The organism is Mesorhizobium calcicola (assembly GCF_042682105.1).
Taxonomy (GTDB): Bacteria; Pseudomonadota; Alphaproteobacteria; order Rhizobiales; family Rhizobiaceae; genus Mesorhizobium; species Mesorhizobium calcicola.
Map to the genome: position 1 here is coordinate 131,843 of NZ_JBHUGY010000028.1, position 22,634 is coordinate 154,476.

Here is a 22,634-nt window from a genome sequence, read left to right on the forward strand (position 1 = left end):
CGCGAAATATTATTTTCCCGAAGCTGCGGGTTCTTGGATCCGGTTGGATTCCCAATTCAACGGTATGGCGGGATTGCAGGCAATCGCGCCTGACTGACGCGTTCCACATCAAGTCTGAGGTTTTCAGGCATCCCATGGCCTTCCACCTTTTTGTCCCCATCCTTGCCGGCGCGACGATCTCGAGCGGCTGCTGCGGCAGGTCGAGTTGCAGGCGACGGTGCGCTCACACCGGACCTTGCTGTGCGAGGACATCATGTCGCGCGATGTGACCAGGCGCCGTATTTGCTGCTTGATTACAACATCCGGTCGCTACCGGTCGTCGATCTGGAAGCGAGGCTGGTCGGCGCCGGGCGGGCTCAGGGAGCTGGCACGAGCGGCGGACGCTGTAATAAGCGTGACGTCGCCGGCGGCGACCGCTACGGCAAGCGCACCCGCGATGAGCCTGCTGCCGGTGCTCACCGACGGTCGCAGCCACGCCGCCATCATCGTCGATGACGACAGGCGCATCCTCGGCCTGATCACGCAGACCGACCTGCTGGCTGCAACCGCGCCCGCGCGGGCTGCAGACCAGCCGCAAGGTGCAGACAAGCCATTGGCGGCAGCGCTACAATAGTCGCCACCCCCGAAAAAAATGTTCGGGAAGCTTTCCCGGCAAGCCTGTCCAATGTTCGACCGGGTTTCGATCCGGAGCCTATATTTGTTTAGGCGACATTGCCCGCCGCCCGCTTCCGGCGACATACAGCTTGTCCGCGGAGGCCGAGGACATTGTGCAGGAGGGTCTATGCCAGGGACCTTTCGTCCATATCAATCCCGTTCGCGGCGAGCCTCGCTCGTGCCCATTGTCGAGTCGAGCAGGCGGAAATGTCGGCTGCTCGATGGGCTGAACTCCTCCCAAGCAGACCGGGCTTTCTCAACTTACCGGTCGCGCTCGCCGGCCCTACGTTTGGATTTGGGCTGGTGAAGGCGTCGCCGGACGTTCGGCTTGAGCGCGTTCCTGACGTCCTTGCCGGCGACCGTCAGATCGAACCATTGAGGATCGAAATGGCCACCGCACCACCGCCTCATGTCGCGATGCTCGGGATCTTCCCGGTCGGCCATGATGGCCAGGAAACTCTCAAAACCGCCGATGCCGCCGACATCTTCCGGTGGCCTGGCGTGGGCGCCGTCGATGCAAGCCGCTGTCCTCGGAATCGGATCGAGGGTGAGGAATTTCTCGATGGTGACTAGATGCTCCCAGTGATCGCCGAAGTCGTAGAGATAGATGAATGAGAGGCCTGGATGGTGCTCGAAATCAAGAAGCCGGACCTCATTTTCATCGAAGGAACGGGATCCGCCTTCATATTCCATCTCGCCAAGCTGTTCGGGATCGCCATAGGACAAACCGCCAACCCGAAACTCATGCAGGTGGTAGTTCCACCAGTTGAAGGCGGCCTGGATGACGAGATGCAATTGTCCAAGATGCCAGTTCCACGGAACGACCACGCGTCGCCAAACCGCCGGCTCGATGCCTGCGAGCTCGATCCTGATTTGTAGCGCATTGGGTTCCTGGAAAAGCATGACGTTACTTGGAACTGTTTTGCCTCAAGATTGTCAACCTCGGTGTCGCGCCACTTTCGAACGCAGTGTCGAAGTGCGTCCGACCGCGGTGAAGAGCAATTCGACACGCTTGGCCAGATTGCGCATCTCCTCTGGTACCCGGCAAATAGAGCATCGGCGTCGCTGGTTCGCGCCGCGACGCAAATCGCCCGACGCGACCAGCGGCACGCGCTTATCGGCGACCCCAGCCGCAGCACCGACCGCAGGTTAGGCGAGGCGAACGGACCCTCCTACCCGTTCTCCCGATGCAAGGTCCCCAGGCTTGCGAGACGTCGTTTCACTATAGACGGCGCACGCGGTCCGGTATCCGCTGCATCTCGCTTTCGCGCAGCGCGGCCGCGACCTCAACCGGCATGCCGTGCTGGGGATCGGTTTCGTGTCCGGCCGGGTCCCAGAGGTGGTCCCCCACAAACTTCAGCGCCAGGCTTTTCGAGGCCGGCCACGGGAAAGAGGCACCGGTCGCGGCCGGCGCCTAGGCCTCAAGGGTTCTCTTCGAATTCACAGAACGCCTACGTCAGGTCAAAGTCAGCTAGGCTGCGTATCGTTGCTGCAGGGCTTACCAGACCGCACTCAATGAGCCTCTCAGGAGTGAGAATCGTTATGTATGGTCGAATTGGTGGCTCTCTGCGCAGACTTGCGAGCAGCCCATATTTCATTTTCAAATGGAGAGCGGTATGGATGGTTCGCAGTTCAATCCTCGGCAGTTGAATCCGTTTGCATCAGGCTTCGCGCAGCAGAATACCGAGATGCCGGTTGGGCAACAGGCGGACGACTCGAGCCGGCAAGCGAGCTTTGAGCAGCAGCTGAGCCAGTTACAGCCCCCTTCGTCTGAGGAGGGCGGTGGAGGGATCCAGAGCGCGGGCTTGCGGGATAACCCGTTCAGTGGCCCGGAGGCGGCGCAAGGACCGGGTCCATGGCGCAATAGCGGTAGACAGCAACCGGAGTTTGCGGTGAATAAAGAGGTCCGCGTGGGCGCAAAGCGCGAACGCTTTGGGCCCTTTGCCGAGGACAAGGAGCTTGTTTCCACCTTCAAGAAAGCAGCCCGCGAAGCGCAGACGCACGAGAGGACTGTCAAGAGATTGGTAGGTGATCTGCACCATTTAAGCGGCTGGCTGTTCCAGGAAAATCGGGGCCCTATAACCGGCCGGTTTGACCGCGATTCGCCTGGCCATGCTTCTTTTGTCGCCGATGTGCGGGACTATCTGAAGGATGGTGGCCGCTTTGCTGTCGTTGCGCAGCTGAACAAGGTTGCCCCCGGGAGCCTTCCTTCACGAGACCAGCTAATTGGGGAGCTCCCTGCCGAAGACGCCGATCTCTTGGCAAGGTTCCGGGTAGGCGCCGAGCAGCGCAATGCCGCCAAAGGGGACATCAAAAACAGTCTTTCCAGATTTAGGGTGTTTGCTCGGTGGCTCCAAGCAAACGATAGGGACCCTCTAGCTTCTCTGTTGCGAGGCGGTTCGCTAGACAATGAAATTTCGGAGTACAGAAGCCTGGGGGGAGACCCTCAGAATCGCCTTAAATGCGCTCTGGCTAATCTCCCGCGGCTCTTGCCTGGGGGTGAAGAAGCCGAAGCGCCCGGATCCGAACCCCGTGGCATTGGGCGGCCCCGTCACCTGGCTCCTTATCCCGAAGACGGCCCCCTCATTGATGGTGCGCTCGGCCAAGCCTTGAACGATCTTAGGAACCCGACTGCGGCGCAGAGGCAGTTTGCCCAGAAGCGGGCTACACGTCTTCGTGCGCTGAGTGAGTGGCTTCAAAAAACGGGCAGGGGGGGGAGCATAGCTGGTCGACTTAACGGCTCTAACAATGAGCAGTTAACGCTGCGGAACGATGTGGAAGCGTTCAAACTGACTGGAAGCAGAGTACACGCTCCCGATTTGTCGCATCTTCGGAGCTACTTAAAACTCGTCGAGGCGAACCAAGGGTTGGGGCTGCAATCACATGAGCAGTCGGCTTTGCCAGCCGCGCAGACAGCTCGGCAGACCGGCGCGCTGAAGGAGCTCGCCTCGCTGCCCGCTACCCCGAGCGAGGGAGCTCGGGCCTTCTGGAGCCAGGCGATGCAAGAACCCCCGTCATCATCAACTGCCATGGCTCCCTCAGACGTCTTCCGTGAGGTCGCGGGGCGCGACGATGCTCACTTTGCGCCAGCGCACTCTGCCAGGGCCCGTTCTGACACCTACGGCGGTCTTGAGTCAATCGTTGATCTGAATGCGCCCACGCCATCCGAATTGCGCGACGATGCTCACTTCGCGCCAGCGCACTCTGCCAAGGCTCGCTCAGACACCTACGGGGGTCTTGAGTCAATCGTTGATCTGAATGCGCCCACGCCATCCGAATTGCGCGACGATGCTCACTTCGCGCCAGCGCACTCTGCCAAGGCTCGCTCAGACACCTACGGGGGTCTTGAGTCAATCGTTGATCTGAATGCGCCCACGCCATCCGAATTGCGCGACGATGCTCACTTCGCGCCAGCGCACTCTGCCAAGGCTCGCTCAGACACCTACGGGGGTCTTGAGTCAATCGTTGATCTGAATGCGCCCACGCCATCCGAATTGCGCGACGATGCTCACTTTGCGCCAGCGCACTCTGCCAAGGCCCGCTCAGACACCTACGGCGGTCTTCCATTGGTTGATCTGACAAGGCCCACGCCATCCGGATTACGCGACGAGGTTAATTCTGTGCGGGCATTCTCGACCACCTCCTCCGATGCTCAGATCGGGGCTTTGGATCCGAAAGCCTCGTCCCACGACCGCGGGCTGGTGCTCGGGGACACGCAATGGCTGGGCGACAGGCATATCCTCACGGATTACCAGCTCCTGGCGCAGGAGTTGCAGGGGACCAATCCGAGTCTCGCCGCCCGGACGCGGTTCGTGGATCCCCTCGTAGCCTTTCAGCTGAACTGGGGCGACACGCTAAGTACATTCCACAGTATCGTCCATAATCGGCAGGGTAACGATACAGCCGACTTCCTGTTCCTGCCAGTGAATAATGCCCATGTTTCGGATCCTAATCAACGCGGCAGCCATTGGTCGCTGCTGTTCGTTGATCGCAGCGACCGGCAAAAGCCGGTCGCCTATCACTACGACTCCGCGCAAGGATACAACGCCCGGCCTGCAGAACAGCTCGCAGGACGGCTGGGCGCCCGCCTGGAGTCACCCCTCATGGCCCAGCAGCAGAACAGCTATGATTGCGGCGTCTTTGTCGTGGACGGTATGCGTGAGCTGGTTAGGCGATTGGCGCAAGGAGGGCATTCTATCCACCTGGACCAGCTCGTCGCCGATCGGCAGGCACTGCAAAACCGACTCAGGAGTTGATGTCGGCTTCTGCTGATAGAGCTGGCTGAGGCGACTCTCGCCGACACCAGCCAGCGAAGGACACGCGCGAATGCGAGCTTGAGAAGTTGCATGCTCAGATCGGCCAGCTGACGATCGAGCGTGATCTTAGACTAGCCCCGACCTGTACAGTCTGTTTTACAGAGGATTTCATAGCCATGTTCTTCCGGTCCTTGTTACTCGTCCGCCTCCTCGCCTTTGGCAGCTCAGCCGCCATCGTGCCCGGCACGCAAACTACCATGGCGCAGAATCTGTCCACTCCGTCGCCATGGCCGGACACGCCGACATCACGACTGGAAGCTCTTGCAGTCCTTCAAGCCCTGAATGCCGATCTCCTCAGCAATGCCAGTGCTACGCTGACACTTGATCGCTGGTGCGCAACACACAAGCTGGCGCCGGAAGGCTCGAAGATCGTGGCTCATCGTGTACATGGTCAAGACAAGCCGGCGGATGTCCATATCCGTAAGCTACTTGCCGTAGGCTCGGACGAACCCATAGCCTATCGGCGCGTTCGTCTGGCCTGCGGCGAGCACGTCCTGTCCGAGGCGGACAACTGGTACGTGCCGGCAAGGCTGACGGCCGAGATGAACAAGGCGCTCGATACGAGCGATATAGCATTCGGTCGAGCCGTTCAGGCTCTAAATTTCAGTCGCACGAACCTATCGGCGAAGCTGCTTTGGTCCCCTCTCTCGAAAGGATGGGAAATGCAAACCAGCCTGCCGGCTTCCGGTACTGGATCTCTTGTCCCTCCCCCTTTCCTTCTCGAACATCACGCCGTGCTCAAACTACCGGATGGCGTGCCATTCAGTGCATTGATCGAAAGCTATACCAGCCGCGTGCTGGATTTCCCGGCTCCGCGTCCGTCTTCGCAATAGGCACTCTCCTGCTGCGAACATGAGCCGTCGGTCGGGCACTGCCCGGAAATAAAAAGCCATGTAGTTCGAGCGATCTGAACGCGTATAGAGGTTGTTTCAGCACGGTGGAGACTGGCCACGATCCCGGATAGCTTGATCTCCGGCCGCCGCGTCGCCCGCGAACCCACTATTACATCCCATACATGAGGTTGCTGCTCCCATCGGCGGAATGAGGCCATCTGCCCTGGTTTGTCGAAGACCTAAGGAGAGCAGCGATGGAATATTACGTTGGAGTGGACGTCAGTCTCAAGAGCACGCACATCTGCATTATGGTCAGGATCGACAGGTGGTGTGGCGCGGGAGCGCGGACACGCAGCCGTCAATGATCGCGGAGCGGCTGAAAAGATGGAACGGTCATCTTGCGAAAGTCGGCCTTGAGACAGGCTCTATGACGCCTTGGCTCTACCACGAGCTGAAGGATCAGGGTTTTCCGGTCATCTGCATGGATGCGCGGCGTGCTGCAGATGCCCTGAAGGCGCGGCCTGAGAAGACGGACAAGGCGGATGCGCAGGCGCTTGCCGAGATACTGGCAAGCGGTTTGTATTCTGCGGTGCATGTGAAGACCATGGAAAGCCACCGGCTGAAGGCGTTGCTTGGCGCGCGTGAGCAACTGGTCAATGTCAAGCGCCAGCTTTACGGGCAGGTCCGTGGGCTCCTGCGCAACAGCAGCCAAATGTAGAGAACGCAGCAGCGAAATGTAGAGAACCATTGGTCATAATGATTGACCGACATGCAAAATCGCCGCGCGGGTGGTCGAGATGAAAACCCAGATCCGCCTGCACCTGCCGACCTCCTGCCCCGACCAGCGCATCCTGCGCATCGTCCTCAATCGCATTGCGCGGCTCGTGACATAGCCGACGGGGCGCAGACGTCCCGAAACAAACCCGCCGACCGCAACCTGCAAACCCAGCCCTCCATCACGACGGATCATCGCCGGCGCCTGACGAGGGTTGTCAAAACGCACCGAAACGGCGACCTGATCACCGCCTCAGGCCGCCAAAAGCTCATCGCCGTGCATCAAGGCGGCTAGCATTCGGTGGTTTTTGAAAGCAGCCCGTCTTGATTGACGGTCTTTCGGCAATTCCGGATCACGGTCCGATCCTCTGATCCCAGATTTGTCGGGTGCTACGTCGGGCATGACCGTCCCTCGAAGGGGCCCCCGGGCAGGCTCCCCGCGCCTCGTGGCCTCTTTTTTGCTGTCGCCTCTGCAAGCGTGAATCAACCCGGATCATTCGACCGGGTTGGCCGAACCTTGGCGCCTTCGGGAAATTGTCTTGCGCCGTACAGAGAGCGCAGCCCTTGTAGTTGGCCAGGGTCTGCAGAAAATCTAGCAGAAGGTGCTGTTTCAGTTCGTCCGGGATACCTCCGGACGCGTCGAATCCGAGAGCATAGCACCGGCCTTATGTCTTATCGATTGAACAGCGGCGCGTTCCCGCGTTTCAAATCTGAGCAATACCCAATGATTGCCCCATCGCACCTCGTCGTGCGTACGGTGGGTTTTACTCCCTGTGCTTTGGCCAGATGCTTGATCCGCCTGTCCAGAACAGCGGAGCAAAAGCCAATGACACCGACGAAGCTGCTGATTGGCCAGATCGTGGTTGTGTTTGCCATCGCAGTCCTCGGCGTATGGATGGCAACACAATGGTGCGCCCACATGCTGGGCCATCAGCCGCCACTCGGCGCCCCATGGTTTGTCGCGGCCGGCTGGGCAATCTATAAGCCGTGGAAACTTTTCGAATGGTGGTTCCATTTCGACGCTTACGCGCCAGAGGTCTTCGACAAGGCGGGCGCACTTGCCGGCGCCAGTGGCTTCCTAAGCTGTGGCGCTGCTATGGCCGGTTCACTTTGGCGTGCGCGGCAGCGTGGAGCGGTCACTACCTACGGCTCTTCACGATGGGCCGAAAAGTGGGAGATTGAGAAGGAGGGGCTATTCAGGACGGCCGGCGTTTTCCTTGGCAAATTGAAGGACCAGTATCTGCGCCATGACGGCCCAGAGCATGTCATGGCGTTTGCGCCAACACGTTCCGGCAAGGGTGTCGGGCTGGTTCTGCCAACCCTCCTTTCCTGGACCGGCTCGGCCGTCATTCACGACATCAAAGGTGAAAACTGGCAGCTGACCTCCGGCTGGCGCTCGAAGTTTTCACATTGCCTTTTGTTCAATCCTACCGATTCAAGGTCGGCGCGCTACAACCCGCTGCTAGAGGTACGCCAGGGCCTAGACGAGGTCCGCGACGTCCAGAACATCGCCGACATCCTCGTCGATCCGGAAGGCGCGCTGGAGCGGCGAAACCATTGGGAAAAGACCAGCCACTCACTGCTGGTCGGCGCCATCTTGCACGTGCTCTACGCCGAAGAGGAAAAGACGCTAGCCCGTGTCGCTACCTTCCTCTCGGACCCACAGCGCTCGTTTGCTGCAACGCTGCAACGGATGATGACCACCAACCATCTCGGAGCTAGTGAAAAGCCTCAGGTCCATCCTGTCGTGGCCTCGGCGGCTCGTGAGGTGCTGAACAAGTCAGAGAATGAGCGTTCAGGCGTTCTCTCGACCGCCATGTCATTTCTCGGGCTCTATCGCGATCCGACCGTAGCTGCGGCAACATCGGCTTGCGACTGGCGCATTGCTGACCTCATGGATGCAGAGCGACCAATGTCGCTTTATCTGGTCGTGCCGCCATCGGACATCTCACGTACCAAGCCGCTGGTGCGACTGGTGCTCAATCAGATCGGCCGGCGGCTCACCGAGCGGCTGGAGGGCGATCCAAAGAAGAGCCGCAAACATCAACTGCTCATGATGCTCGACGAATTTCCGGCGCTCGGACGGCTCGATTTTTTCGAGACTGCGCTCGCCTTCATGGCCGGCTACGGCATTCGCGCCTATCTGATCGCGCAATCCTTGAACCAGATTTCAAAAGCCTACGGCGAGAACAACGCCATTCTCGACAACTGTCATGTGCGGATTGCCTTTTCGTCCAATGACGAGCGCACGGCAAAACGCATCTCCGATGCGCTCGGCACGGCGACGGAGCTCAGATCCATGCGCAACTATGCCGGCCATAGGCTGGCGCCCTGGCTTTCCCACGTCATGGTCAGCCGCCAGGAAACGGCACGACCTCTGCTGACGCCCGGGGAGGTAATGCAGTTGCCGCCGTCTGACGAACTGGTGTTGGTTTCAGGGCTGCCGCCGATCCGTGCCAAGAAGTTGCGCTATTACCAGGATCAGAATTTCACCGAACGGTTGCTGCCTTCGCCACTGCTTCGGGACGGTCCTTACGCTGATTGCCCTGCGTCGCGTCTGGATGATTGGAGCGGACAGGTGTGCGGCGTTGATCGCCGTCTTGTTCCCGGCGACGAAAGCGGCGTGGCAACCGAAAACGACGGCGGTGTTCAGCAGCAGCGTCATCCAGGTCTGCCCGATGAACACCCCGTCGTCTCTCAGCAGCCGGATCAGGACGATCTCTTCAAGCCCACCGACGATGACAGCGAGGCGCTCCCCGACAAGCTCGTTATGGACCGGATTTCCACTGCCGCGCGTGCCTACGGCATCAACGAGGGAAGGGGCGACGACAAGGACATCGTGCCCGGCTTCTGAACCCCGCTTCGAGTTGGGCGCACCTCAGCGTAGATAACGGCCATACGCGATTTCGGGCACCTCGACGATGCTTGTTCCGTCGCCGGTGCAGCAAGCGTCGGTCAGCCGGAACGAGCCGCATGAAGCCCCACCGCATCCGTCATCAGTTTCTGCTTGAACCCGGGCTGAGCGAGAAGCTGGACAACCTCAGCCGCGATCCATCGACCACCAAATCCGCGGTCGTCGCGAAGGCGGTTGAGGCCTTCATAGAGCGGCGGGGCGAGAACGATCTCGACCAGCGCTACGGCAAGCGGCTCGATCGTCTGTCCCGCGAGCTCGATCATATCAGGCGCGATGTCGAGATGGTTCTGGAGAGCCTGGCGCTCTTCATCCGTTTTTCGATCACGCTTCATGCCCACACGCCGGTTCCGGACAGGGCGACGCAAGCGATTGCCCAGGAGCGTTTCGACAAATTCGTCGAGCAGGTCGGTCGCCAGATCGCCTCCGGGAAAAAATCGCTTGGCGAGGCCAATGGCGGGGGAAGGGAAGGATGAGTTCTCATCCCGAGGCCGACCATCGCCGCCGCGCCATGCTGCGCACCGCCATGGGCCCAGCGATCACCGAAGCCCTAGCCGATCCATTGGTCATCGAGGTGATGGTCAATCCCGACGGTGCGCTGAGGCTCGACCGGCTGGGCGAGGGGCGGGTCGACACCGGCGTGCACATGCACCCTTCCGAGGCGGAGCGCATCATTCGCCTGGTCGCCTCCCACGTGCGCGCCGAAGCGCATGAGGACAATCCGATTGTCAGCGCCGAACTGCCTTCGGGCGAGCGCTTCGAGGGTCTGCTGCCGCCGGTCGTGCTGGCACCATGCTTTGCTATCCGTAAACCGGCCGCAAAGCTCTACACTCTGGCCAACTACGTGGCCGACCGCATCATGTTGCCGCTGCAGGCCGATGCGCTGAAAAAGGCGGTCCGCGAGCGGCGCAACATTCTGGTCGCCGGCGGCACGTCGTCGGGCAAAACAACCCTTGCCAACGCGCTGCTGGCCGAAGTCGCCGAATGCGACGAGCGGGTGATCCTCATCGAGGACACGCGCGAACTGCAATGCGCGGCGAAGGATTGCGTTGCCTTACGAACGAGGCGGGGTTCGGTAACGCTTGCCGATCTCGTGCGCTCGACGCTGCGGCTTAGGCCCGACCGGATCATCGTCGGCGAAGTCCGGGGTGCGGAAGCGCTCGACATGGTGAAGGCATGGAACACAGGGCATCCCGGCGGCATCGCCACGGTTCACGCCAATTCGGCGCGCTCCGCGCTCTATCGCATCGAGCAGCTCGCGCAGGAAGCCGTCGTCACCGTTCCCCGCCGCCTCATCGCCGACGCCATCGATCTGATCGTCTTCATCGCCGGGCGCGGCTCGTCGCGCCGCATCGACGCGATCGCCGAGGTCACCGGTCTTGACGGCAGCGGCGATTACGCCGTCACCCCGCTCACGCTTCCGCAACTCCAGCAGCTCTGAAAGGTCATCTCATGCGCAAGAAGCTTCGCTTTCTTTCGTCCGCCGCGTTCGCGTTTTTTCTCACGGCACCGGCTTTCGCCGCGGGCTCCGGCATGCCCTGGGAGCAGCCGCTGCAGCAGATACTGGAATCGGTGCAAGGGCCGGTCGCCAAGATCGTCGCGGTGATCATAATCATCACCACCGGCCTGACGCTTGCCTTCGGTGATACGGCGGGCGGCTTCCGCCGGCTGATCCAGATCGTCTTCGGTCTGTCGATCGCCTTCGCGGCATCGAGCTTCTTTCTCTCCTTCTTCTCCTTCGGCGGTGGGGCACTCGTCTGATGGCCAGCGGAGAGCAGCATATTGAGGGCTTCGAGGTTCCTGTTCACCGGGCATTGACTGAGGCGATCCTGCTGGGCGGTGCGCCTCGAGCGGTTGCGATCCTCAACGGCACGGTGGCTGCGGCCCTCGGTCTTGGCCTGCAGCAGTGGATCGCCGGGCTGGTACTCTGGATTGCCGGCCACACGCTCGCGGTCTTTGCCGCGCGCCGGGATCCGGACTTCGCGAGCGTGCTTGTCCGTCATCTTCGCATGAAGGGATGGTTTGCATGCTGAACCTTTCGGAGTATCGCGGCAAAGCCGACCGGCTTGCCGACCATTTGCCTTGGGCCGCACTGGTCGCGCCGGGCATCGTGCTCAACAAGGATGGCAGCTTTCAGCGGACGTTGCGGTTCCGGGGTCCCGATCTCGAAAGCGCGACCGAAGCCGAACTCATCGGGATCTGCGCACGGGCGAACAATGCGCTCAGACGCCTTAGCTCCGGCTGGGCATTGTTCTTCGAGGCGGAGCGCATAGAAGCGCTGGGCTATCCGCATTCGCGGTTCCCCGATGCGGCGTCGTGGCTGGTCGACGAAGAACGGCGCGGGGCCTTCGAGGGCAAGGTCGCGCATTTCGAGAGCCGCTATCAACTGACCTTGCTGTTCATGCCGCCGCCGGACGGCCAGGCGCGGGCGGAAAGCGCGCTGGTCGACTCTCATCATTCCGAAGGCGAAAGAGACTGGCGCCAGGAGCTGGCGCGGTTCCGTGACGAGACCGACCGGGTTCTGGGTCTACTGTCGGGCTTCATGCCGGAAATGCGCGCCCTCGATGATGCCGAGACGCTGACTTACCTGCACGGCACAATCTCGACCCGCCGCCATCCAGTCGCCGTACCGGAAACGCCTATGTATCTGGATAGCATGCTGGTCGATGCGCCGCTCACCGGCGGCTTGGAGCCGATGCTGGGTGAGCAGCATCTTCGCACACTTACCATCCTCGGATTCCCGAACCTCACGCGGCCCGGAATTCTGGACGCACTCAACAACCAGGATTTCGCTTATCGCTGGGTGACGCGCTTCATTCCGTTCGACAAGACGGAAGCCACCAAGACGCTGACGCGATTGCGCCGGCAGTGGTTTGCCAAGCGCAAATCGATCGTGGCTATCCTGCGCGAGGTCGTGACCAACGAACCCGTTCCTCTCATCGACAGCGACGCCGACAACAAGGCACTCGATGCAGACGAAGCACTTCAAGCACTGGGCGGCGATCATGTCGGGTTCGGCTATCTCACCACTACTGTGACGGTGTGGGACGAGGACCACCAAGCCGCCGAGGAGAAACTTCGCGCGGTCGAGCGCATCGTCAACGGACTTGGCTTCACTACGATCCGTGAAAGCGTTAATGCCGTGGAAGCGTGGCTCGGCTCGTTGCCTGGTCATGTCTACGCCAACGTTCGCCAGCCGCTCATTCACACACTGAATCTTGCCCATCTCATGCCGCTGTCATCGGTGTGGGCCGGGCCGGCGACGAACGAGCATCTCGCCAATGTTACCCAGACCGAAGCCCCGCCGCTTCTCGTTGCCGAGACCAGCGGGTCGACTCCGTTCCGGCTTTCCACTCATGTCGAGGACGTCGGCCACATGCTGATCGTTGGACCGACCGGCGCCGGCAAGTCGGTTCTGCTAGCACTGATCGCTTTGCAGTTCCGGCGCTATGCCGGCGCGCAGGTCTATGTCTTCGACAAAGGCAATTCGGCGCGTGCGGCGACACTTGCGATGGGTGGAGAGCATCATGTGCTCGGCGCGGACGGTGCGTTTGCCTGCCAGCCACTGCGAAACATCAGCGACCAGGCTACCCGCGGTTGGGCGGCCGAATGGATTGCAGGTCTGATTGCCCATGAGAGCGTCACCGTCACACCGGAGGTGAAGGAGGCAATCTGGTCGGCGCTCAACAGCCTTGCCACGGCGCCGACTCAGGAACGCACGCTGACCGGCCTGTCGGTCCTGCTTCAGTCCAATGCGCTCAAGTCTGCGTTGATGCCCTACACGCTCGACGGTCCCTTCGGCCGGCTGCTCGATGCCGATATCGATCGGCTGGCCTTATCGGATGTGCAATGCTTCGAGACCGAGGAGCTGATGCACAGCCAAGGCGCTGTCCTGCCGGTGCTCACCTATCTTTTCCATCGCCTCGAGGAGCGGTTTGACGGGCGGCCGACGCTGCTCATGCTCGACGAGGCGTGGGTCTATCTCGACAACCCGCTTTTTGCCGCCCGCATCCGCGAATGGCTGAAGGTGCTGCGAAAGAAGAACGTGTCGGTTGTCTTCGCCACCCAATCGCTTGCCGACATCGTGGGCTCTGCAATCGCGCCCGCAATCATCGAGAGCTGCCCACAGCGTATTTTTCTTCCCAATGATCGTGCGGTGGAGCCGCAAGCGCGGGCAGCCTACGAACGCTTCGGTTTGAACGAGCGGCAGATCGAACTGATCGCTCGCGCCACGCCGAAGCGGCACTATTACCTGCAGTCGCGCCGCGGCAACCGTCTTTTCGAGCTCGGGCTCGGCCCGATCACACTCGCGCTGTGCGGTGCTTCCGATCCGGCCACGCAGACCCTTATCGAAAGGGTCCTGTCCGAGCACGGACAGGACAGCTTTGCCTCTCGTTTCCTGAATGCACGCGGCCTGGATTGGGCTGCCGAGCTTCTCCAGCAATTCCCTCAACCAGACACGGAGCAATCGTCATGATGGGACGCCGCCTTTTCACCAGCCTGATCACCGTTTCCCTGATCGCCAAACCGATGGCCGACTACGTCCAGCCAGCCTACGCCCTCATCGTGTTCGATCCGTCGAACTATACCCAGAACGTGCTAACGGCGGCACGCTCGCTGGAGCAGATCAACAACCAGGTCCAATCGCTTCAGAACCAGGCGACCATGCTGCAGAACATGGCGCGCAACCTTCAGCATCTGGATTTTTCTTCCGTTGGCCAACTCACCGGTGCGCTCCATCGCATCGACGGGCTGATGGATCAGGCGAGTGGCCTGAGCTTTGATCTCGACAAGCTTCAAGACCAATGGCGCAATCAATACCCGGAAAGCTATGACGCGACGATAAAGGTCAGCGATGTGGCGGGCGCTGCACGCGAGCGCTGGCAGAGCGCCATGCAGGCGTTTCGCCAGACCATGGGTGTCCAGTCGCAGATCGTCGAGAACGTCCGCGGCGACGGTGACCTGCTTACCGATCTCATCAACCGCAGCCAGGGCGCGGCCGGTGCGCTTGAGGCAAGCCAGGCAACCAACCAGTTGATCGCGCTTTCGACCAAGCAGCAGATGCAGATTCAGACGCTGCTCGCGACGCAGTTTCGAGCTGAAGCCGAGGATGCCGCTCGCAAGGCACAATCCGAGGAGGCCGCCCGCGAGACAACCGAGCGCTTCCTGGGCACCGGCACAGCCTATCCCGGCAACTGATCACCATTTCTTCACGACGAGGAAGGCGGCATGAACGACCTTGGGGTCATCGATCGCTTCATGGAGACCTTTGTCCGCTATATCGACAGCGGGTTCGGTCTGCTCTCGGGCGATGTCGCCTTCCTCACCACGACCCTGATCGGCATCGACATCACACTTGCCGGCCTGGCCTGGGCACTCGGCGGCGAACCCAACGTTCCCGGCCGGCTCATCCGCAAGGTACTCTATGTCGGCGTGTTCGCCTTCATCCTGAACAATTTCAAGAACCTTGCCGACATCATCTATCGGTCCTTTGCCGGTCTCGGCATCAACGCGTCCTCTGGCAATCTATCCGCCGACAATCTTTTGCATCCGGGCCGCATTGCCGCGACTGGTTTCGAGGGTGCCTGGCCGCTGCTCGATCAGGCAAGCCAGCTCCTGGGCTTCCCAGAAATCTTCGGCAATGCGCTCACCATCTTCGTGCTGCTTGTGGCCTGGTTCCTGGTCATCATCGCCTTCTTTATTCTTTCCATCCAGCTCTTCATCACCATCCTCGAGTTCAAGCTCACCACTTTGGCGGGCTTCGTTCTGGTTCCATTCGCACTCTGGAACCGTTCGGCGTTTCTGGCCGAGCGTGTGCTCGGCAATGTGATCTCGTCGGGCATTAAGGTGATGGTGCTCGCCGTCATCGTGGGCATCGGCTCCACGCTCTTCGGCGAGTTCGCTTCCGCGCTGCAAGGCAAGGAGCCGGACCTGGCCGCCGCCATGTCACAAGTTCTTGGTGCGCTGTCGCTGCTTGGGCTCGGCATCTTCGGGCCAGGCATCGCTTCGGGCCTTGTCTCTGGCGCGCCGCAGCTTGGCGCTGGCGCCGCACTCGGAACCACTGCGGCTGCCGCCGGCGCATCACTCGTTGCCGGAGGCGCGGCATTTGCCGGCGCGCGCATGGCAACCGGCGGCAGTCTCGCCGCAGTCCGTGCGGGCACCTCGATGGGATCGGCTGCTTCCACGGCTTGGCAGCTGGGGCGCGCAACCTCGCTCGACTCTGGCCTGTCCGGTGTAGCTGCTGGACTGCAGGGTGTGACCAGTGCCGCCGGTGGCGCCGCGATGCGAGCTGCACGATCTGCCGCGGGAACGTTCGGGCGCAGCGCCGACGCCGGCCGCGAAGCCGCCTGGACCGCGACTGGCGGTACGCCGACCGCGTCAATGGCCGGAAGCCCAGCCGGTACAGCCACTGATGCCGCTCCCAATTGGGCAAGGCAATTGCGTTCCGAACAGACCGCCCGTGCCCATCGACACGCCGCAGTGCAGGCGGTCCGTGATGGCGACAGGCCGGGTGGCAGCGCCAATCCCTCTCTCAATGACAAGGACGACTAGATGCTCTTCAAGCGACCCGTTCAACGTTACGGCAAGACACCCGAACCGGTCACGCCGTATCAGAAAGCCGCCCAGCTCTGGGACGAGCGTATCGGCTCATCTCGGGTGCAGGCCCGCAATTGGCGGCTCATGGCCCTGGGCTGTCTGGTCTTGGCGACTGGACTTTCCTGCGGACTTGTATGGCAGTCGATGCAAAGCCGCGTCGTGCCTTACGTCGTCGAGGTCGACCGCTTCGGCGAGGCGCGCGCCGTTGCGCCAGCAGTCCGGGATTACGAACCCTCCGATGCCCAGATCGCCTGGCATCTCGGCCGCTTCATCCAGAATGTCCGTTCGGTCTCCACCGATCCGGTGCTGGTGCGGCAGAACTGGCTGGCAGCCTATGACTTTGCTACCGACCGCGCAGCACTCTTCCTCAACGAGTACGCCAAGGCGAACGATCCCTTCGGTCAGATCGGAACGCGCAGCGTGTCGGTGCAGGTGACCAGCGTGGTTCGGGCATCCAATAGCTCGTTCCAGGTCAAATGGACCGAGCAGGTTTTTGAACGCGGCAGCTTGGCCAGCACGACGCGCTGGACCGCGATCCTTACCATCGTGATCCGCCCACCAAGCAACACGGACCAGCTGCGCAACAATCCGCTCGGCGTCTTCATCAACGCCGTCGACTGGTCGCGTGAGCTCGACAGCGCCGCGCCGACATCCGTTTCCCCGAAGGAGCCAGCCAATGACAAATAGAGCCCCATCGTTCCGTGCCGCACTGATCCTGTCGGTCTCAGCAGCTGTCCTACCAGCCTGTGCATCGAAACCGGTGCTGCCGCCTGAGATTTCCTATGACGCTGCTGATTTCAGACCGGCGGCAATTGAGAAGGCGCCGGAGAACCAGGTCAAAATCGTCGAGGTGCCGAAGCCACTGCCGCTGCCTGGCCAGTTGCAGCCCGAACCGGGCAAGGTGGTGGAAGACAAGCGCGCTCCAGAAGAACGCGTCGCAGATGCCAACAAGGCGGCCACGCAGCAACCCACCAGGTATGGCTATGTTAACGCGGTGCAAGTCTATCCCTTTGCGGATGGCGCGCTTTATCAGCTCTATGCCGCGCCGGAGCGAGTCGTCGACATCGCCCTGCAGTCAGGGGAGAAGCTGACATCCGTGTCGGCCGGCGACACGGTGCGCTGGGTCATCGGCGATACCGTCAGCGGCACCGGTAACAACCAGCGCACCCATGTGCTGGTAAAACCCTTCGCGCCGGGGCTCAGCACCAATCTGGTCATCACAACGGACCGGCGGACCTACCATCTGCAACTTCAAAGCACTGAGAAGACCGCAATGGCGGCAATCTCCTGGACCTACAGCGAGGACCAGATCATCGCGCTGCGCCGAAGCAACGCTCAAGCCGAGGCTGCCACGTCGGTTGCGTCGAATGTGGCACTGGACAACATTCGCTTTCGCTATTCGATTACTGGCGACACCCCGGCCTGGAGACCGAAGCGCGCCTTCGACGATGGCAGCAAGGTTTATATCGAATTTCCGGGTCGCATCGATCAGGGCGAAGCACCACCACTCTTCATCGTCGGTCCTGACGGAACTAGCCAGCTCGTCAACTACCGCATGCGCGGCAACTACTACATCGTGGACCGCCTCTTCGCCGCAGCCGAGCTGCGCCTCGGTGCGAAGCAGCAGCAGGTGGTGCGCATTACAAGGACCGACGGCCGGCAACCGCCGCGGCGGATGACACTCTTTCCACGTCTTGGCAGGTGAGGGGAGCACTCATGACCGATACTTCCCGACCCGATGCGCGGCCAAAACTCGATCCCGAGCAGTTGCAGTTGCGGGCTTCCCCCCGCCGCGCTGTGCGGTTCAGGCGCGGCGTGATCATTGCTATCGCTGCACTCGGATCTGGCGCCATATTCGGCGTTACCATGATGGCGCTCCAAGGACCGGCTTGGCGTATCAAAGAGCAGGCGGTAGACCTGTACAATACCGAGCGGAAGCCAACCGCCGAAGGACTTGAAACGCTTCCCAAGGATTATTCCGGGATCACGCCGAAGGCTCCGGTGCTTGGGCCACCATTGCCGGGCGATCTCGGCCGCCCCATCCTCGAACGTCAGCGCCAGCTCGGCATCGCGCCGGGGCAGGAGGCATCGGCCGAGGAACAGCGCCTCGCCCAGCAGGCGATCGCGGCGCGCGAGTCGCAAGTCATGCTCAGGATCGAGAATCGGCTCGAAACGTCGCCTGTTGCAGGCACAGGGCCAAGTAAGCAGCAGCCGTTTGAGGCGCTCGCACAATCCGATGCGACACGCCAGTCGGCTTCGGTGGCGACGACCGAGGGTGACCAAAACAACCAACAGCGCAAGCTCGATTTTATCAACCAGAAAAACGCCAGTGGAATCTACAATCCGCATGCGCTGCAGACGCTGGCTTCCCCATATCAGCTCATGGCCGGCAGCGTGATCGCCGCTAGCCTGATCACCGGCATCAATTCCGACTTGCCAGGTTTGGTCGTCGCGCAGGTCACCGAGAATGTGCACGACACGGTCACGGGCCACGCCTTGCTCATCCCGCAGGGGTCAAGGCTGATCGGCACCTATGACAGCGTCGTCGCTTTTGGCCAAAAACGCGCGCTGCTGGTTTGGCAACGCATTGTGATGCCTGACGGCTCGTCGATCGAAATCGACAATCTGCCTGCCACAGACACCGCCGGCTATGCGGGACTTGAGGACAAGGTGGATTTCCACACATGGCAGCTGATCAAGGGCGTTGCGCTAGGCACTCTACTGGGCGTCGGCACCGAGCTGAGTTTTGGGGAAAACGAAAGCGATCTTGTCAAGGCAATCCGGGAATCCACTCAGCAGAACGTCAGTCAGGCCGGCCAGCGCATCACCGAAAAGAACCTGAACATCCAACCCACCATCACCGTCCGTCCCGGTTGGCCACTGCGCGTCATCGTACATAAGGATCTCGTGCTGCGGCCGTATTCGGGTTGAACAGGAGTAGTCATGGCCAACCTGAAACTCGGGAAGCTTCCGGACCGGACCCCTTCCAAGATCACCATCACTGTAAGCGCCGGCCTGGGCCAAGCACTGAACGACTATGCGGCGCTTTACCGCCAGACCTATGGCGAGTCTGAAACGGTGGCCGAGCTCATCCCGTTCATGCTGGCGGAGTTCCTGGAAAGCGACCGCGCGTTTGCCAAGGCCAAAAAGGACGGCATGCCAACCTCAGACACGTCGGAGAAATCACGGCGCCAATCAACGCCTAGTACCTCTGCACAGAGGTTATGACGGGTTGAACCGGCTGAAGTTTGGGTAGGATGTCGTGGTCGACGAGCAGTTGGATGCTGCGCGCGACACCTGGTTGCCTGCGGATGAGGCCGGAGCGTTCGAGGGTTAGCACCATCTGGTGGACGGACGGCGGGGTGACGCCGAAATAGCGTTGCATGTCGCGTTCGGCCGGCGGCTGGCGGTTGATCTGCATATAAGCCCAGATGAAGGCGAGGTACTGGCCCTGTTTTTCGGTGAAGCTGGGACCCGCAGGCGTTTGCCCGTCAAGTAATTGATTCAATTTTCGATTCATCCGGAACCCTTGGCAACCGAGGAGGCTTTCTGGATGAATCTACGCTATCGTGTCGATCTCGACCAACCCGAACGCGATGAACTCACAGCGATGCTGGCAGGCGGCAAGCAGCCGGCTCGCAAGCTCAAGCGGGCGCAGATCCTGCTCGCCGTCGACGCGGGCTTGGGTGACGAGGCCATTGCCGCGACGGTGGTGGTCGGCGGCTCCACTGTCTATCGCACCAAGCGCCGCTTCGTGGAGATGGGTCTGGAGGCGGCGCTCAGCGAAGAGCCACGCGCAGGCGCGCAACGCAAGCTGACGGGCAAGGAAGAAGCCCTGCTGGTGGCCACCGCCTGTTCCAGTCCGCCGCCGGGCCGCGCCCGCTGGACCCTGGAACTGCTGGCCGGTGAGTTCGTCAAGCTGACCGATCACCAGGAACTGTCGCGCGAGACGGTGCGCCGACGCTTGGCAGACAACGATCTCAAGCCCTGGCGCAAGGACATGTGGTGCATCCCCAAGGTCGACGCCGAGTATGTCGCGCGCATGGAGGACGTGCTCGACCTCTATGCCGAGGCACCGGACCCGAAGCGACCGGTGGTGTGCTTCGACGAAAGCCCGACCCAACTCATCGGCGAGGTGCGACAGCCGATCCCGGCCGAACCGGGCCGGCTTGAGCGGTATGACTGCGAGTACAAGCGCAACGGCACCGCCAACCTGTTCGTCTTCCTCGACGCACACCGCTCCTGGCGCAAAGTCAAGGTCACCGAGCGGCGCGCCGCGGAAGACTTTGCCCATTGCATGCGCGACCTCGTCGATATCCATTACCCGCAGGCCGAACGCGTCAGGGTGGTGCTCGACAATCTGTCAACCCACTCGGCCGCCGCGCTCTACCAGGCTCTGCCTGCTTCACAGGCGCGACGCGTCCTTCGACGGCTGGAATTCCACTACACGCCCAAACACGCCAGCTGGCTCAACATGGTCGAGATCGAAATCGGCGTCCTGCGCGGCCAGTGCCTCGATCGTCGCATCAATAGCTATGATCGCCTCGTCGCGGAGACCGCTGCCTGGGAGCACCTGCGAAACACCAGTGGCGCTCGCATCAACTGGATGTTCTCTACCGAAAACGCACGCCTTAAGATGGCCAAAGCCTATCCCAAGCCGACTTCCAAAGAGTCATAACCTCTGTGCAGAGGTACTAGTACCTCTGCACAGAGGTTATGACGGGTTGAACCGGCTGAAGTTTGGGTAGGATGTCGTGGTCGACGAGCAGTTGGATGCTGCGCGCGACACCTGGTTGCCTGCGGATGAGGCCGGAGCGTTCGAGGGTTAGCACCATCTGGTGGACGGACGGCGGGGTGACGCCGAAATAGCGTTGCATGTCGCGTTCGGCCGGCGGCTGGCGGTTGATCTGCATATAAGCCCAGATGAAGGCGAGGTACTGGCCCTGTTTTTCGGTGAAGCTGGGACCCGCAGGCGTTTGCCCGTCAAGTAATTGATTCAATTTTCGATTCATCCGGAACCCTTGGCAACCGAGGAGGCTTTCTGGATGAATCTACGCTATCGTGTCGATCTCGACCAACCCGAACGCGATGAACTCACAGCGATGCTGGCAGGCGGCAAGCAGCCGGCTCGCAAGCTCAAGCGGGCGCAGATCCTGCTCGCCGTCGACGCGGGCTTGGGTGACGAGGCCATTGCCGCGACGGTGGTGGTCGGCGGCTCCACTGTCTATCGCACCAAGCGCCGCTTCGTGGAGATGGGTCTGGAGGCGGCGCTCAGCGAAGAGCCACGCGCAGGCGCGCAACGCAAGCTGACGGGCAAGGAAGAAGCCCGGCTGGTGGCCACCGCCTGTTCCAGTCCGCCGCCTCGACCTAGTGAGTGTCTACTTGCCCCAACCGATACCGACTCGTCCCACTTCCAGTCCATTATGTCGAAGCCCTGCGGAGAAGCGCGACGACCAAGTCGATAACCATTCGTCATGGAAACAGCTCGCGCACGGACACCTTCGGCCGCCGCTCTTCGATCGCGATGCGGAGCTTCTTGGCCACGATCTTTTCGAGCGAAATCCGGCGACGCAACGCTTCGACGACGTCCATGCCGTCCATCATGACGATGCGCCTAGCGACGAAAGCTTGGAGTCCTTCCGGAGTGAATCCCGAATATGAAACGAACAGGCCACGCGCGCCTTCGAAGTGTTGCCCGATCAGCTCTTGGAACGACCGGAGTTCAGCAGCGCCGGTCTGGCCATTGCGCCATTTCGCTTCGAGGAAATAGACGGTGTTGCCGTGCAGGAAGCTGCCGTCGATCTGCTCGCCTTTGAGCTTGAAGGCCTTTCGCGGTTCTAACCCCCAGGCATCGAACCAGCGCTTCAGAAACTTCTCAAAAGCGTAACCACGCGCCTGTGCTGCATCGTCCATTCCATGCAGCACCATGAACTCGTTTTCGAGATCGACCTGTGTGGATTCGGTTAACCCGCGGCCCAGCGGCGCATTGGGTTCAGGGGTGGCCGCGCCCGGAATCGGCTTGCCGCCCAGCCGCTCAACCAGTGCGCTCAGTCGCTCGCGCCCCTGGGGAACGCAATCTTCGTGTCCCGCAATATAGGCCACGCGATATTCCCAAAGGCCGTGCAGCGCCTTTACGATCGCGCTCTTTTGGGCCTTCTGCATAAATGCGCGCAGGCGCTTGCCCTTACTGTTGGCGTTGTCGATCAGATAGGCGTCGTTGTAGATATCGACGCCCACATCGTCCCGGAAGAATTCTTGGTAGGTGCGGTTAGTGAAGTCCATGACGTAACCGTCGCCGAACAGATCGCCGACAAGCTTCAGATCTACCGCCTTGATTTCGCCGCTCATCGACTCACTATTCCAATTATCTCAGCGACCAATTTGATCCAGCACCGAACACGAACGCAATTGCGTTTCTGTTGGTGCATCCGCCTGTCCACATTCCCGCTGACAGCCCGTTCTCACCAACACATGAGCGTCGTTCCAAACCCATCGGCCTAGCCCGGCGACCCTGCGAGAACAGATTTGTTTTGAAAATACCTGTGCTAA

20 protein-coding genes and 2 pseudogenes are annotated in these 22,634 nt (G+C 61.1%); 18 read left to right on the top strand and 4 right to left on the bottom strand.

Translation table 11 applies throughout. The annotated features are described in order from the left end of the window. Nucleotides 1-169 precede the first annotated feature (169 nt). Nucleotides 170-613: pseudogene (locus tag ACFSQT_RS19060) on the top strand (CBS domain-containing protein); the annotation flags it as partial. Nucleotides 614-915: 302 nt separating this feature from the next. Here ACFSQT_RS19060 and ACFSQT_RS19065 read toward each other — a convergent pair. Further along, complete coding sequence (locus tag ACFSQT_RS19065) at nucleotides 916-1,557, bottom strand: plasmid pRiA4b ORF-3 family protein (protein WP_379021021.1); 642 nt, start codon at nucleotides 1,555-1,557, stop codon at nucleotides 916-918. Between the two features lie 713 nt (nucleotides 1,558-2,270). On the opposite strand from ACFSQT_RS19065, the gene ACFSQT_RS19070 reads away from it, so the two are divergent. From ACFSQT_RS19070 to ACFSQT_RS19140, 15 genes are all read left to right on the top strand, one after another. Next, nucleotides 2,271-4,910 (top strand): Ulp1 family isopeptidase, encoded by a 2,640-nt coding sequence (locus ACFSQT_RS19070; protein WP_379021023.1) that lies wholly within the window; start codon nucleotides 2,271-2,273, stop codon nucleotides 4,908-4,910. 176 nt (nucleotides 4,911-5,086) lie between these two features. Continuing rightward, nucleotides 5,087-5,803 (top strand): hypothetical protein, encoded by a 717-nt coding sequence (locus tag ACFSQT_RS19075; RefSeq protein WP_095088709.1) that lies wholly within the window; start codon nucleotides 5,087-5,089, stop codon nucleotides 5,801-5,803. A gap of 361 nt (nucleotides 5,804-6,164) precedes the next feature. Continuing rightward, complete coding sequence (locus ACFSQT_RS19080; protein WP_167392229.1) at nucleotides 6,165-6,521, top strand: IS110 family transposase; 357 nt, start codon at nucleotides 6,165-6,167, stop codon at nucleotides 6,519-6,521. An 882-nt stretch (nucleotides 6,522-7,403) separates the two neighbouring features. Beyond that, complete coding sequence (locus tag ACFSQT_RS19085; RefSeq protein ID WP_379021025.1) at nucleotides 7,404-9,431, top strand: conjugal transfer protein TraG; 2,028 nt, start codon at nucleotides 7,404-7,406, stop codon at nucleotides 9,429-9,431. A 119-nt stretch (nucleotides 9,432-9,550) separates the two neighbouring features. Next, nucleotides 9,551-9,964 carry a CopG family transcriptional regulator gene (locus ACFSQT_RS19090; protein WP_095088703.1) on the top strand — a complete coding sequence of 138 codons (414 nt, stop codon included), beginning with the start codon at nucleotides 9,551-9,553 and terminating at the stop codon, nucleotides 9,962-9,964. Beyond that, entirely contained in the window at nucleotides 9,961-10,929 is a 969-nt protein-coding gene (gene trbB, locus ACFSQT_RS19095) for a P-type conjugative transfer ATPase TrbB (RefSeq protein WP_095088701.1), read from the top strand. The genes ACFSQT_RS19090 and trbB overlap by 4 nt, the downstream gene beginning before the upstream one ends. 11 nt (nucleotides 10,930-10,940) lie before the next feature. After that, entirely contained in the window at nucleotides 10,941-11,249 is a 309-nt protein-coding gene (locus ACFSQT_RS19100) for a TrbC/VirB2 family type IV secretion system protein (protein WP_095088699.1), read from the top strand. After that, entirely contained in the window at nucleotides 11,249-11,521 is a 273-nt protein-coding gene (locus tag ACFSQT_RS19105; protein ID WP_095088697.1) for a VirB3 family type IV secretion system protein, read from the top strand. Before ACFSQT_RS19100 ends, ACFSQT_RS19105 begins: the two co-directional genes overlap by 1 nt. Further along, nucleotides 11,515-13,965: a conjugal transfer protein TrbE gene (gene trbE / locus ACFSQT_RS19110; protein ID WP_379021027.1), complete on the top strand. Its 2,451-nt coding sequence runs from the start codon at nucleotides 11,515-11,517 to the stop codon at nucleotides 13,963-13,965. The genes ACFSQT_RS19105 and trbE overlap by 7 nt, the downstream gene beginning before the upstream one ends. Beyond that, nucleotides 13,962-14,687: a P-type conjugative transfer protein TrbJ gene (trbJ, locus tag ACFSQT_RS19115; protein WP_095088690.1), complete on the top strand. Its 726-nt coding sequence runs from the start codon at nucleotides 13,962-13,964 to the stop codon at nucleotides 14,685-14,687. Before trbE ends, trbJ begins: the two co-directional genes overlap by 4 nt. A gap of 30 nt (nucleotides 14,688-14,717) precedes the next feature. Continuing rightward, nucleotides 14,718-16,040, top strand: coding sequence for a P-type conjugative transfer protein TrbL (gene trbL / locus ACFSQT_RS19120; protein WP_095088685.1), 1,323 nt, complete (start codon nucleotides 14,718-14,720; stop codon nucleotides 16,038-16,040). Beyond that, nucleotides 16,041-16,772 carry a conjugal transfer protein TrbF gene (trbF, locus tag ACFSQT_RS19125; RefSeq protein WP_378923814.1) on the top strand — a complete coding sequence of 244 codons (732 nt, stop codon included), beginning with the start codon at nucleotides 16,041-16,043 and terminating at the stop codon, nucleotides 16,770-16,772. After that, nucleotides 16,762-17,790, top strand: coding sequence for a P-type conjugative transfer protein TrbG (gene trbG, locus ACFSQT_RS19130; protein WP_379021030.1), 1,029 nt, complete (start codon nucleotides 16,762-16,764; stop codon nucleotides 17,788-17,790). The genes trbF and trbG overlap by 11 nt, the downstream gene beginning before the upstream one ends. Nucleotides 17,791-17,801: 11 nt before the next feature. Further along, complete coding sequence (locus ACFSQT_RS19135; protein ID WP_379021032.1) at nucleotides 17,802-19,016, top strand: TraB/TrbI/VirB10 family type IV secretion system protein; 1,215 nt, start codon at nucleotides 17,802-17,804, stop codon at nucleotides 19,014-19,016. Nucleotides 19,017-19,028: 12 nt separating this feature from the next. Then, nucleotides 19,029-19,313 carry a DUF2274 domain-containing protein gene (locus tag ACFSQT_RS19140; RefSeq protein WP_095088676.1) on the top strand — a complete coding sequence of 95 codons (285 nt, stop codon included), beginning with the start codon at nucleotides 19,029-19,031 and terminating at the stop codon, nucleotides 19,311-19,313. Here ACFSQT_RS19140 and ACFSQT_RS19145 read toward each other — a convergent pair. Further along, nucleotides 19,288-19,593 (bottom strand): LexA family protein, encoded by a 306-nt coding sequence (locus ACFSQT_RS19145; RefSeq protein ID WP_245330990.1) that lies wholly within the window; start codon nucleotides 19,591-19,593, stop codon nucleotides 19,288-19,290. The genes ACFSQT_RS19140 and ACFSQT_RS19145 overlap by 26 nt on opposite strands. Nucleotides 19,594-19,638: 45 nt before the next feature. On the opposite strand from ACFSQT_RS19145, the gene ACFSQT_RS19150 reads away from it, so the two are divergent. Next, nucleotides 19,639-20,763, top strand: coding sequence for an IS630 family transposase (locus ACFSQT_RS19150; protein WP_379016738.1), 1,125 nt, complete (start codon nucleotides 19,639-19,641; stop codon nucleotides 20,761-20,763). Between the two features lie 16 nt (nucleotides 20,764-20,779). On the opposite strand, the gene ACFSQT_RS19155 is transcribed toward ACFSQT_RS19150, so the two are convergent. Continuing rightward, nucleotides 20,780-21,085 (bottom strand): LexA family protein, encoded by a 306-nt coding sequence (locus ACFSQT_RS19155; RefSeq protein ID WP_245330990.1) that lies wholly within the window; start codon nucleotides 21,083-21,085, stop codon nucleotides 20,780-20,782. Nucleotides 21,086-21,130: 45 nt separating this feature from the next. Between ACFSQT_RS19155 and ACFSQT_RS19160 the strand changes: the two are divergent. Further along, nucleotides 21,131-21,445, top strand: a pseudogene (locus ACFSQT_RS19160) (helix-turn-helix domain-containing protein); the annotation flags it as partial. Between the two features lie 112 nt (nucleotides 21,446-21,557). Here the strand turns inward: ACFSQT_RS19160 and ACFSQT_RS19165 are convergent. Beyond that, entirely contained in the window at nucleotides 21,558-22,433 is an 876-nt protein-coding gene (locus ACFSQT_RS19165) for a restriction endonuclease (protein ID WP_095088674.1), read from the bottom strand. Between the last annotated feature and the right edge of the window lie 201 nt (nucleotides 22,434-22,634).

Bases quoted from the DNA above. Each gene is read 5' to 3' on its own strand.
- ACFSQT_RS19065 (WP_379021021.1), bottom strand. From the start codon at position 1,557: ATGCTTTTCCAGGAACCCAATGCGCTACAAATCAGGATCGAGCTCGCA.
- ACFSQT_RS19070 (WP_379021023.1), top strand. From the start codon at position 2,271: ATGGATGGTTCGCAGTTCAATCCTCGGCAGTTGAATCCGTTTGCATCA.
- ACFSQT_RS19075 (WP_095088709.1), top strand. From the start codon at position 5,087: ATGTTCTTCCGGTCCTTGTTACTCGTCCGCCTCCTCGCCTTTGGCAGC.
- ACFSQT_RS19080 (WP_167392229.1), top strand. From the start codon at position 6,165: ATGATCGCGGAGCGGCTGAAAAGATGGAACGGTCATCTTGCGAAAGTC.
- ACFSQT_RS19085 (WP_379021025.1), top strand. From the start codon at position 7,404: ATGACACCGACGAAGCTGCTGATTGGCCAGATCGTGGTTGTGTTTGCC.
- ACFSQT_RS19090 (WP_095088703.1), top strand. From the start codon at position 9,551: ATGAAGCCCCACCGCATCCGTCATCAGTTTCTGCTTGAACCCGGGCTG.
- trbB (WP_095088701.1), top strand. From the start codon at position 9,961: ATGAGTTCTCATCCCGAGGCCGACCATCGCCGCCGCGCCATGCTGCGC.
- ACFSQT_RS19100 (WP_095088699.1), top strand. From the start codon at position 10,941: ATGCGCAAGAAGCTTCGCTTTCTTTCGTCCGCCGCGTTCGCGTTTTTT.
- ACFSQT_RS19105 (WP_095088697.1), top strand. From the start codon at position 11,249: ATGGCCAGCGGAGAGCAGCATATTGAGGGCTTCGAGGTTCCTGTTCAC.
- trbE (WP_379021027.1), top strand. From the start codon at position 11,515: ATGCTGAACCTTTCGGAGTATCGCGGCAAAGCCGACCGGCTTGCCGAC.
- trbJ (WP_095088690.1), top strand. From the start codon at position 13,962: ATGATGGGACGCCGCCTTTTCACCAGCCTGATCACCGTTTCCCTGATC.
- trbL (WP_095088685.1), top strand. From the start codon at position 14,718: ATGAACGACCTTGGGGTCATCGATCGCTTCATGGAGACCTTTGTCCGC.
- trbF (WP_378923814.1), top strand. From the start codon at position 16,041: ATGCTCTTCAAGCGACCCGTTCAACGTTACGGCAAGACACCCGAACCG.
- trbG (WP_379021030.1), top strand. From the start codon at position 16,762: ATGACAAATAGAGCCCCATCGTTCCGTGCCGCACTGATCCTGTCGGTC.
- ACFSQT_RS19135 (WP_379021032.1), top strand. From the start codon at position 17,802: ATGACCGATACTTCCCGACCCGATGCGCGGCCAAAACTCGATCCCGAG.
- ACFSQT_RS19140 (WP_095088676.1), top strand. From the start codon at position 19,029: ATGGCCAACCTGAAACTCGGGAAGCTTCCGGACCGGACCCCTTCCAAG.
- ACFSQT_RS19150 (WP_379016738.1), top strand. From the start codon at position 19,639: ATGAATCTACGCTATCGTGTCGATCTCGACCAACCCGAACGCGATGAA.
- ACFSQT_RS19165 (WP_095088674.1), bottom strand. From the start codon at position 22,433: ATGAGCGGCGAAATCAAGGCGGTAGATCTGAAGCTTGTCGGCGATCTG.